8 protein-coding genes are annotated in these 11,300 nt (G+C 66.3%); 4 read left to right on the forward strand and 4 right to left on the reverse strand.

Annotated features, from left to right (window positions below):
* The 3 genes from FMQ63_RS35855 to FMQ63_RS35865 all read left to right on the forward strand — a co-directional run.
* Positions 1 to 849, forward strand: an 849-nt coding sequence (locus FMQ63_RS35855; RefSeq protein WP_228556557.1) for a hypothetical protein, incomplete at its 5' end; no start/stop codon positions are given.
* Positions 850 to 893: 44 nt separating this feature from the next.
* Entirely contained in the window at positions 894 to 1,304 is a 411-nt protein-coding gene (locus FMQ63_RS35860) for a cupredoxin domain-containing protein (RefSeq protein ID WP_011555745.1), read from the forward strand.
* 57 nt (positions 1,305 to 1,361) lie between these two features.
* Positions 1,362 to 4,328, forward strand: coding sequence for a helicase C-terminal domain-containing protein (locus FMQ63_RS35865; RefSeq protein ID WP_011555746.1), 2,967 nt, complete (start codon positions 1,362 to 1,364; stop codon positions 4,326 to 4,328).
* A 13-nt stretch (positions 4,329 to 4,341) separates the two neighbouring features.
* Here the strand turns inward: FMQ63_RS35865 and FMQ63_RS35870 are convergent, their stop codons facing one another.
* Positions 4,342 to 5,079 carry a hypothetical protein gene (locus FMQ63_RS35870; RefSeq protein ID WP_011555747.1) on the reverse strand — a complete coding sequence of 246 codons (738 nt, stop codon included), beginning with the start codon at positions 5,077 to 5,079 and terminating at the stop codon, positions 4,342 to 4,344.
* Complete coding sequence (locus tag FMQ63_RS35875) at positions 5,076 to 5,825, reverse strand: HEAT repeat domain-containing protein (protein WP_011555748.1); 750 nt, start codon at positions 5,823 to 5,825, stop codon at positions 5,076 to 5,078. Before FMQ63_RS35875 ends, FMQ63_RS35870 begins: the two co-directional genes overlap by 4 nt.
* A 680-nt stretch (positions 5,826 to 6,505) precedes the next feature.
* Here FMQ63_RS35875 and FMQ63_RS38280 point away from each other — a divergent pair.
* On the forward strand, positions 6,506 to 7,015 hold the full coding sequence (locus FMQ63_RS38280) for a hypothetical protein (protein WP_228556558.1): 510 nt from the start codon (positions 6,506 to 6,508) through the stop codon (positions 7,013 to 7,015).
* A 159-nt stretch (positions 7,016 to 7,174) separates the two neighbouring features.
* Here the strand turns inward: FMQ63_RS38280 and FMQ63_RS35885 are convergent, their stop codons facing one another.
* Both FMQ63_RS35885 and FMQ63_RS35890 read right to left on the reverse strand, forming a co-directional pair.
* On the reverse strand, positions 7,175 to 7,954 hold the full coding sequence (locus tag FMQ63_RS35885; RefSeq protein WP_020480668.1) for a tetratricopeptide repeat protein: 780 nt from the start codon (positions 7,952 to 7,954) through the stop codon (positions 7,175 to 7,177).
* Positions 7,955 to 8,001: 47 nt separating this feature from the next.
* On the reverse strand, positions 8,002 to 11,300 hold a 3,299-nt coding region (locus tag FMQ63_RS35890), incomplete at its 5' end, for an RHS repeat-associated core domain-containing protein (protein ID WP_255509290.1).

Consider the following 11,300-nt stretch of genomic DNA (forward strand, 5'->3'; position numbering starts at 1 on the left):
CCTCCAGGCAGAGCCCCCGGTGGTGGGTTCGGCGGACGCCCCGGCGGCTTCCGGCCGTCCACGCCCCGGCCGCCCCCCACGCCCGAGCAGATTCAGGCGCTGGCGGTGCGCGAGCGCGTCCCCGCCCGCATCGCGAAGGGCGAGCTGGAAGGGAAGATGAAGTGCCGCATCTGGCGCAAGCTGCACGCCGAGGAGGCGAAGCGCTTCGACCAGGTGTACGAGCTGATGGGCCAGACGCCCAGCCTGTCCCTGGGTGACGCCTTCGGCGTGCTCCAGAGCGGGATGACGGTGGCCGAGTTCATGGCCCGCAAGGAGCGCACCCAGCGCAAGGCGGCCATCAAGCAGGCGCGCGGCGAGGTCGAAAACGCCGTGGTGGCGGACTTCCTGGCCCAGCTCATCAGCGACAAGGCAGAAGTCTCCGTGGTGCTGGCGGAGCGCTCCCTGCTGGACACGCTACAGGCCGAGGAGCCCATCGCCTTCACGCTGGAGCGCACGGGCCGCCTGGAGAAGCTCCAGGTAGTGCTGCTGGCCCGGCGCACGGACTGGGAGCGGCTGCTGCCCGGTCTGGAGCGCGATGCCAAGCTGACGCAGAAGCCGTCCGCGGTGGCGCGTCAGCCGGACAAGCGCCCCCACTCGGACCCGCGCGCCTTCCTGGACCACATCGGGCAGACGGTGCGGATGGTGCTGCGCAACGGCATCACCCTCCAGCTCCCGCTGATGCGCGTGGGCCGGTTCGACCTGCTGTTGGGCGAGGAGGGCCACGAAGTCTTCGTCCCGCTCCACGCCCTGCTGCGCTTCGAGCCCGTCACCTCCACCTCCGACGAGAGCGCCCCCGCGGACGAGGCCTGAGGGCCATCTCCGCGGGGCGTACGCCCCACACCGCCGAGACATCCATGCGTCAGTTCATCTCCCGCATCATCAAGCCCTGGCTCGCCTTGGCCGCGACGGCCGCCATGGTGGGCATCACCCAGCAAGGATGCACGAAGGACGCCGACGCGGCGAAGGCGCCCGCGGTCCCCGAGAAGCGGGAGAACGGCGTGCGCATCGTCGAGCTCTCCGTCACCGAGAAGGGCTACGAGCCCAGCCCGGTGAGCCTCAAGAAGGGCGAGCCGGTGAAGCTGGTGGTGACGCGCAAGACGGACCACACCTGCGCCACCGAGGTCGTCATGGACGGCTACGACATCAACACGCCGTTGCCGCTCGACCAGCCGGTGGAGATTGCCTTCACGCCGAAGGAGTCCGGCAAGCTGGTGTACGGCTGCGCCATGAACAAGATGATTTCCGGCGTTTTCATGGTCGACTGACGGACGCTGGTCGATTTCTAGGCAGCGCCGCCGGGAGGAGTAGTCTCCGCGGCCTGAATGGGCGGCGCGGCGGAGCTCTTCACCCGGCATGTGTTCCTCGACCTCGAAACCACGGGGTTGGATCCGCGCGTGGACGAGGTCATCGAGCTGGGCTGCATCTTCTTCGAGAACGGGCGCGAGGTGGAACGCTTCGCGCGCCTGTACTCGGCGTCGCGGCCCCTCCCCCTCACCATCCGGCGACTGACGGGCCTGACGGACGCGGACCTCGAAGGGCATCCGCGCTTCGGCACCGACATCGCAGAGCTTCGCGAGAAGCTCTCCGGCTGGACGGTAGTGGCGCACAACGCGCCCTTTGAAAAAGGCTTCCTGCCGGACCTGCTGGGGCCCATCCACGCCCCGGTGCTCGACTCGTGCGAGTTGATGCACTACCTGCACCCGGAGCTGCCCAGCCACTCGCTGGAGTCGCTGCTGCGCTGGGGCGGGCTCGCGTTGAGACAGCCGCACCGCGCGGTGTCGGACTGCGAGGCGGTGTACTCGGTGCTGGTGCACGCCATGGAGCGCTGCGTCCGCGAGGGCCGTGGCGATGACGTGGTGGACCTGCTCGCCGCGTTGGACCCGCGCAAGGGCGCGGAGCTGCGCCTGGCGATGGAGGGCGTGGGCCTGAAAGACGGCGCGAGCGGCGCGTTCGACTATGAGGAATGGCCGCTGGTGGACCTGCTGTCGCGTCTGGCCGCCGCGTGCCGTGAGGAGGCTGCGCCGCTGTCGCTGGAGGCCCAGGGCTTCCTTCGTGGGAAGCCGGAGCGGCGGCGCGCGGGGGGCGCCACGGCGCTGCCCGAGCCAGAGGCGGATGCCCCCGTGCTCCCCGTGCGTCCGGACGAGGTCTCAGCGCTGCTGGGCGTTGGCGGCGCGCTGGAGCAGGCCGGTGAAGGATTCATGAGCCGGGCCGCGCAGCTCGACGTGGCGCAGGCGGTAGCGAGGGCGCTGTCGGACGGCGGGCAACTCGCGATGGAAGCCGGCACGGGCACGGGCAAGTCGCTGGCGTACCTGGCTCCCGCCGCCCTCTTCGCGGCGCGAAATGGACGCAAGGTCGGCGTGGCGCCGCACACCAAGACACTCCAGGACCAACTCCTGGAGAAGGACCTGCCTCGGCTTCACCGCGCCACGAAGGGCGCCTTCGGCTACGCCCTGCTGAAGGGCCAGACGAACTACCTGTGCCGCCGCCGCGCGCTGGAAGCCACTCGAGTGGAGCCCGGCATGGGGCACTCCGCGCGCGCGCCCCGGGCGTATCTGCGTGCGTACCTGCGTCGCAGTGGCGAAGGAGACCTGGACCGACTGAGCCACTGGTTCCGCGAGCGCTTCCCGGTGCTGATGGCGCTGGTGCCCGCCGTGCGCTCCGAGGCGTCGACGACGCTGGGCGAGAAGTGCCCGCACTTCCACCGCTGCTTCTATCACTCGGCCGTGGCGCAGGCCCGTGAGGCGGACGTGCTGATCATCAACCAGTCGCTCGCCTTCGCGTGGCCCGCGCGCTACCCGAAGCTGGACCACCTGGTCCTCGACGAGGCGCACGAGGTGGAGGATGTCGCCACCACCGCGCTGACGCTGGAGCTGTCAGACTTGGCCTTCCTCCGCCTCATCGAACGGCTGCATGGCAGGGACGGAAGGCGCGGCCTGTTCGCCGAGCTGCGCAAGGCGCTGAGCGCTTCGCGCCGGACGGAGACACGGTCACTGATGGGCGAGGTGGAGGATGGCCTTCGCCGGTTGCTTGACGACGCGCGTGACCTCGGTGCGCGCGTGACGGAGCTGTGCGAGCCCACCGCCACAGCCGTGGGCGAGGACCCGGATGAAGGTGCGTACTCTCCGGAGCTGCGCATCACCGCGACCGTGCGCACCCTGCCCGCCTGGGAGCCGGTACGCGAAGGACTGGAAGGCGTGCGCGGCGCGCTCCAGGCGCTGCATGTCCTGCTGTCCGTGCGCGTGCTGGCCGCCCTTCCTGAGCTGGCCGCTCGACAACCCGCGCTGGAGCGGGAGCTGTCGGGTGCCACCACCGAGCTTGGCGAACTGGCGGTGCTCGCGGGCGAGCTGTCCGGAGAAGCCGCGCCAGGACGGTGCTACGCGGCCACCGCGGAACCGAAGCGGCAGCGGTGGAGCTTGAGCGCCCAGCCAGTGGATGTCTCTGCCTACGTGTCGAAGGACTTCGCGGAGAGCAAGCGCACGCTGGTGCTCGCATCCGCCACGCTGGGCACTGGCGACGGCTTCCCCTTCGTCCTCCGGCGCTTGGGTCTCGATGGGCGTGGAGGCAGACCTGCGCCCCGACTGGTACGCGCGGCCACGCCCTTCAAGCTGCATGAGCAGGCGCTGGTCGTGCTCGTCACCGATGCGCCTCGTGCGCACGAAGAAGCCTTCGTGGAGTGGGCCTCGCTCCGGATTTCGGGCCTGGCACAGACGATGGGAGGCCGGGTGCTGGGGCTGTTCGCATCGACACGCCGCATGGAGCGCGTGGGCACGAGCGTCCGCGGACGGCTGGACCCACTGGGCATCGAGGTGCTGCGGCAGTCACGGGGGCACAGCCGCTCGCTGGCGGCACGGCAGGAGAAGGACACGGGCACCGTGCTGCTGGGGACCAAGAGCTTCTGGCAGGGCGTGGACATCCCCGGTCGCGGCGTCGGCTGCGTGTTCATCGACAAGCTGCCCCTGGAGCCCGCCATGCGTCCGCTGGTGGCCGCGCGCGAGGAGCCCCTCTCTCGCAGCGGCGGCGAATACATGGGCTTCCTCCACTACCGGCTTCCCCGCGCCCTGCTGCAACTGCGCCAGGGCGTGGGCCGGCTCATCCGGGCGACGACGGACCGGGGCGTGGTCATCATCTCGGACCCGGGACACCCCAGCTACCGTGGCCACCTGATGAACGCACTGGAGGGCTATCGCGTCGAGGCGCTTCCGTGGGCCCAGGCGCGCCTGCGCATCCACGCGATGCTGAAGGAGACGGGGCTCACCGTGGAGTCAGGACCCGCGCGGTCCTGGGGGTGAGCCCCGGAAGGGCTCAGTCTTCGAGCCGGGTGCGGTAGCGCGCATCCAGGGCGCGCAGCTCGTGGATGAGCTCGGGGGAAGCGCCCGAGCGCTCCGCGGCCAGGAGGACGTTCGCCAAGGTCCTCGCGTCCTCCTCGTTCTGCTCGCGGAGGCGCTGCACCATCTTCCGCGTGGCATCGAAGAGGTCCTGGAGATCATCGCCATCCCGGAGCCCGTGCTGGGGTGGACGCAGCCGGCCGTCGTGGACCTCCTGCACCATGCGGCGGATGCGGAAGAGTGGGCCCGCCACCTTGTGCGTCACCACGATGGTCCCCAATCCCACCACCGCGATGAAGGCCACCAGAAAGCCCCCAAGCGCCCACCAGGTGAGCTTCTGCTGCCGCTCCAGCTCAGCGCGTTGGGCAACGATGGCGGCACGCTCGGCCTCGTAGGCCGCGTCAATGGCCCCTGCCTTCTCGCGGAAGCTCGCCTCGAACGTGGGGTCGTCCATCCGAGTCAGCAGCTCGTTGGAGAGCGTGGCGCCGGACAATTCGCGGCTGACCTCCGCCGCGCGGGAGCGGGCCTCCACCGCCGTCGCTGTCTCGCGCATCAGCGCCTGCGCGCCTCTCACGAGGAACACGCCCAGCAGCGCCGACAGCACGAGCGTCACCGAGACGATGTACGCCGTCAGCTTGAGCTGGAAGCCCGTTTCGAGAAGGAAGTTGCGCCAGCGCCGCTTGGCTGGCGTCAGGGGCGCCGTGGTCGTCGTCATGTCTCGCTGCTCCACTCGAAGGTCTCCGCCGCTTCCTCCACCGCGCGAGGTACCAGCGCCTTGAGGAGATCGCCAGGCTGAGCGCCCGCGGCATTCACTTCCACCTGCCCCATCAGCGACAGGTCCGGGTAGGTGAGGCACACCAGCGCCACCCGCAGTCCGCCGCCGTCCGTCGCATGAAGCTCCGGGGTGATGCGGTAGCCCCGCACCCGAAGCTTCTTCAGCGTGCCCTTCGCCGCCGCCTTCGTCTCCTTCGCGGGCGCGAGCTGGGCCCCGCTCCGCATCAGCCGCGAGCGCAGCCGCGCCTCCGTCGCCTTCACCAGGTCGGCGGGGAGCTTGCCCGTGCGGTCCTTGACCGCCTCGAGATGCACGTAGAAGCGCGGCGGGCGGGACTGGTACTCCTTCAGGGCCCCCACGGCATCGCTCACCGCCGCCTGGACCGACGCGTCCGCGTCCGCCTTGTGGGCCTGGAGGCAGTCGAGCCCGCCGGGCTCCAGCAGCTTCGCCAGCCCCTTCGCCGCGGCCGCGCGCACCAGCTCGCTCTCGTCCTTCAATCCGTTGCACAGCAGCGGCACGGCCTCCGGGTCCTCCGTGGCGCCGAGCACCAGCGCCGCCTGCGAGCGCGAGCGCGGGTCCTTGCTCTTCTGGAGCTGCTTGCCCAGGAAGGCAATACGGGAGTCACCCTGAGCCAGGGCCGCGCAAGGCGCGAGGAGCAGCAGGACGAGGGCGGAGGAAAGCAGCTGCATGTGCAGGGAAGGAGTCCGGAGAGTCTAACGCCGTCTGACGATTGGCGAACAGTTGCATGGCCTTGCACATGGAAGACAGTGGGTCATGCCCACTCCCGCCCTGGGGGCTGGCCCGCTTCTGTCGGTCCGGGTGTCTGTTCAGACCTGGGGATGCGCTGGGAAGGGCACGGCGCGGGGCGCGAACCCGGGCGGCATGTCCACGGCACAGCGGCTCGGGCTCGGCCCCTGGGGCCCCCATAACCGGTGCCTCCCGCCTCCTCCACGGCAGCAGGACCGGCAGGAATCGAGCCATCCGCTCGGGGATGTGGCCCTCATGGGGTAATGTGCGCGTCTCCAGGAGGGCTCACCAGGTGTCTTTCACGTCCCGGTTGGAAGGTCTGCTCCAGAACGTGGGGTTGGGCGGTATCGTGGGTGAGGTGCGCGCGCGCCTCGGGCTCAAAGAGCCTCGAGACACATCCGCGCCCCGGGCCTCGGACTTCCCTTCACCTCCTCCCCGTGGCGCCACGCAGCAGACCGTGGTCGAGCGTACGCCGCGTCCCAGGCCAGTCGTCTCCCAGCCGTCCGACGCGCCGCCGTCGGAGCCGACCGTGGCAGAGCGAACTCCGCCGCGTGGTGCGGTAACCACCGATGCTGTCGCACCTTCGGCGGCCCAGGCCGCTACGCCTGAGCCTTCCCGAAAGGTGACGGCGAAGGCGCCTCGCACGGGGGCGAAAAAGAAGAAGCCCGCAACACGGCAGGTGCAGAGCAGCACGGGAGCCAAGTCGGAGAAGCGGACGGCCCGCCCGGCCACGAAGACGAAGAAGCGAGCGCGCCCCGATAAGAAGGCCGGTTCGCCCGCGACTGGAAATGGTGGCACCGCCGTGGACCAGTTGCTGTCCGCGTTGCGCAGCCATCCGCGGCAGCAGGATTTCATCGCTGCAGGCAAGCAGAAGGACCAGCTCGTGCGGTCACTCATCCCCCTCTATCTCGCACGCTCGCTGGATGCGGAGTTCGAGGTGACCTCTGGAACGACGTCGCGCTTCTGGGGGGAGCTGGGTTTCACCTACGCCGCGCCGAACGCGGCCAAGGCGCTCCGCCTGCACGGTGGTTACGCACAGGACACCCAGAAGGGCAAAGCCATCACGGCTCGGGGCGTCCAGTACGTGGAAGAAATGCTGAGTCGTTTCGGGAACGCCTCTTCGGGCACCTGACTGGCGAGTGGATGGCATGGACACCTGGGCGCGGCGGGCTCCGCCGTTTGCATTTCCTCCTCGACGGCACGCCCTGGCATTCACCACCCCGGAATTATTGATGCACCAAGTTGACTACAATCAGGTCGCCCGCTGACGCATCCACTCCCGGCGCGCCCGCTACACCTCGAAGCCCAATTCTTTCAAATAGTCTGCGGACCGAGAATGGCCCAGAGCTGCGGCCAACCTGAGGTACCGAGCTGCGCGTGTCCTGGATTTGGGCACGCCATTGCCTTCCCCGTACATCTGTCCCAGGCTAAAGAGGGCACTGGCGTTACCTTGTTCTGCGGACTGTTGGTACCACCTGAGAGCCCCCAGTATGTCTGTAGAGCCCCCGACACCATTGAGACACATCCAACCCAGGACGCATTGGGCATCGGCATTTCCCGCGTCAGCGGCCTTCTTGTAGATTTGAATGGCTCGTCCTAGATTCTTCCGGACGCCTCGGCCCTGCTCGTAGGCAAATGCGACGTAGAGCAAGGCCTTCACATTCCCTAACCGTGCACTTTCCCGGTAAAGCGCAACGGACTCCTTCAGCTTCTCCTTATCGGAGCTCTGGACGAGCAGTGCCGCCAGGTTCATTCGAGCCGGAGGGAATCCCAGGGATACAGCACGCCTGTACCAATACTCGGCAAGCCTCCGATTCGGCCGGATGCATGGTCCCTTCTCGTAGGACAAAGCCAGATTGAAAGCGGCAACCCCGTCCCCCAGGCCTGCGGCCTTCCGCATCCATCGGAATGCGTGCCGCACATCCTGGGGAACACCATCCCCGTACAGGAGATGGAGGCCGGCATTCGTCATGGCCTCCACTCTGCCTGCCCGGGCCGCCATCAGATAGGCGTGGAAAAGTGCATCACGCGCCCCCTCCGGAACCTCTTCCAGGTCCCAGGCCCGCTCCATCGCCTCGACCGCCAACGGCGCGACAATGCCCCTTCGGCCTCTGCGGACTATTTCTTTCCGTTGAACCAATCGTCGAATCCCGGAGGCTTGGGTTTAATTGTCTTCTTTCCCGTTTGAGGATGCTTAAACTCTACCTTATCGGGCCGCCCTCGAACCGGCCTGTAGTGCTTAAATGCGTTATCTGACCCGCTCTCCTTGCCTGAGAAGTTTCGCTCCCCCTTCCCCATCGGGCAAGCATTCGGGGGCGCTGGCGGATTCATGACGGGATCATCCGCCGTCTGTTCCGGCCACGGAAAACTAGGACACGAGCCTGGATGAGTGGCGCAATAGGCAATGATTCCCACTGCCGCCGTCCCTACCGCCGCACCGACGAGTGCACCTACCGGACCTCCCACAACGGCTCCCGCCATGGCACCCGCGACCGGATTTTCCCCTGTGGGATCACGATAGCTCAAGGGGTTGTTCGAGGCATATGCATAAGGCGGCAATCCCTGCCCCATAAGCGCATAAGCTTGAAGCATCGCAGGATTCTGCACGAACGGCTCCTCCTGAAGGAAACGTCCTGTGGCCGGCTCATAGTAGCGAGCCCGAAAGTAGAATAGCCCCGTTCCGTCATCCTCCCGCCCCGTAAACGTCTGAGTATTTGCGGTCGTTAGCCCCGTAGACAGCGCCATTCCGTACGGCTCGTAGGAGTACATCGAGCTCAGGCTGCCGGCACCATCAACGAGCGCCACTGTCGTTCCCATGACCTCCGACAAGAAGTCATAGGAACCGCTGGAGGACGTCTGGCTATAAACTTCGTCCAGCCCAAATCCCGTCAACAAGTCACGCGTTCCCGCCAGGGACTTAACCTGAATGAAATTGTCCCCACTATAGAGATAGTCCTCCACGACGCCGAACAACATCGTGCGTGAACGCCTTCCCGTGGGCTCATACTCGAACGTCGCCAACGCTCCGGGACCCTCGACGATCTGAACCAACTGATTGCGCGCATCCCAGCTATAGGTTCTCGCGCCATCCGACACAAGATTGCCATTGGCGTCGTAGGCTCGAGGCTGACCATTCCAGACTGTCAACTGGCTGGCCGCATCGTAGACAGCGCCAGAGGCCGTCAGCGGCAATCCCGTGCGTGCAAGGGTGCCACCGACTGAGACGCGATTCCCGTCTCCATCGTAGGTGTAGTGCAGGTCTCCCACCACAGACATCCCCTGCCGATACTCAATTGCGGAGAGTCGCCCAGCAGTGTCGTAGGCGTAATGCTGGGATACCCCGTTAGGCAGAGAAATGGACTGCCGACGACCCACCGTATCATGGGCAAAAGCCACTGTACGCCCCCCCTGCGCGATGGCGGTCAACCGGCCGGCGTTGTCGTGGGTATAAATTACCTGAGAGTGCCCAGTGGCATTCATGGTCGCCAGTTGGCCCACGGCGTCATAAGTATAGTCCACAGTCCCATTCGGCGACACCTCCTGGACGAGCCGGTCCAGGCCATCATGTGCCTGGGTGATAATGGCTCCCAAGCTGTCCTCCATTCGGACAAGGCGCCCCCCCAGGTCGTACTCGACGGCGATGCTGTTTGCATACACCGTCGGCGCAGACACCGTGGCGCCAAAACCCACCAGGACCGTCTCGCCAGCGGAGTTATAGCTCCACCCACTCACCTGCCCCTTACGATCTTTGAATGCCTGCAGGCGACCTGCGGTGTCATATGTGAACGTCTCGATGCGCCCCAACGGGTCCATCCGCTCGGAGAGCAGGCCCAGGTTGTTGTAGGCATAAAGGGTCGCCTGGCCGCGGGCATCCGTCGAGGACACAACCCTCCCAGATCTGTCGTAGGCGAACTCGACGACGTGACCGCTGGCATTGATGTACTTGAGCAGCCGATCGCTGCCATCGTACTCGTACCGGTCGACATGCCCTGCGGGGCTGCGCCGGGTGACAACGCGCCCTAGGGCATCGTGGGAAAACTCCGTGGTCAGGTCCCCGCCATTCGTCACCGCGATGATGTCCGCGCCTTCATAGGTGAAGGTGAGGGGAGCGTCCGTACCGACACGCACCGTGATCAGACGCCCCAAGGAATCATGTGTGTACTCTAGGGTCCGCCCCGTTGGGTCCTCGATGCGCCTCAGGTTGCCCCGAGCGTCGTACTGGTACTCGGTGATATGGCCAAGTGCGTCCTGGACGGTCGAGAGCTGATTGGTCGCGCTATATGCGTACTGCGTTGACACCGCCTGCGGCGTGCCCGCGAGACTGGTCACCCGGGTGATGTTGCCCCAGGCGTCATGTTCGAATTCGGTTCGCCTCCCCAGTGAGTCAATGACGGCTTTCCGCCTCCCATTGGACAGATCAAGCTCGAAGCTCGTCGTGCGCTCCTCGGGCGCGCCAAGTGGATATGTGTCATAGATGATGTACCCCGAATAGAACGACACGCGCCGCGTTTGCCCCGAGCGGTCCTTCACGTCAGTGCGGTTGATCTGCTCCCCCTCACGGACATTGCAGGCGCCGTTAGGCACGCAGTCAGCGATCATCTCCACTAGATAAGTGAACTCGTAGGTGCTGCCATCAGCCAGCGTCTGTCTGGAGACGCGACCCTTCGCCCCGTACTCATTGTGGACGACGAGTCGATCCTCCGCGTCCACCACCGTCTCAATGTAGTTGGAATCGTTGTACGTGTATTTGCGAACCGCCCCTACTGCGTCTGTGACCTGAGTCAGCCGCCCCTGCGTGTCGTAGGTATAGGTGACGATTCTTCCGGCATTGTCCCGAGCCTGGGTGGCCAAACCGTTATAGAGGCCCGAGCCAATGGTGAACTCCACCCAGCGGCCAGACGGCCCGGTGACACGAGTAATTGGGCCTGAGTACCCACTCTGGCGAGTGATGGTCAGGGCATTTCCGTTGCGATCCTCGATCCGCTCCAGACGATGAGCGTGGTTGAACGTCCAGCGGCGACCATCCCGGAACCACAGGTCCCAGCCAAGGATGTCGGCATTATAAACGATGCGCGAGCCGGACCACGGACCTGGGTAGGTCGTCTCGAAGATGGCGCTCTGCGAAGTTGTTCCGGGAGACACCCGTTCATAGCGGATGCGCGTTCCGTCTGGATTGACTAACTCATACTCAGTGAAGGCCGCCGTTGCTCGCCAGAGGTACTGCTCGTAGTTACCGGCCATGCCCACCCCAAATTGCCTGCGGGTCAAGTCCAGTGAGCGATAGGTACGCTCCACTTGAATGGGAAGGATGTCCGCGATGAACAAGTCCAACTCGCGGTTGAGGAATTGGCCGGAGGCGAGCTGGACGGGGTCGCCACCTGTCGGACTTCCAGGCCCCCCGGCGGAGCCCCCCCCAC

Origin of the sequence: Myxococcus sp. CA005 (genome assembly GCF_006518205.1) — a bacterium.
Lineage (GTDB): Bacteria > Myxococcota > Myxococcia > Myxococcales > Myxococcaceae > Myxococcus > Myxococcus xanthus.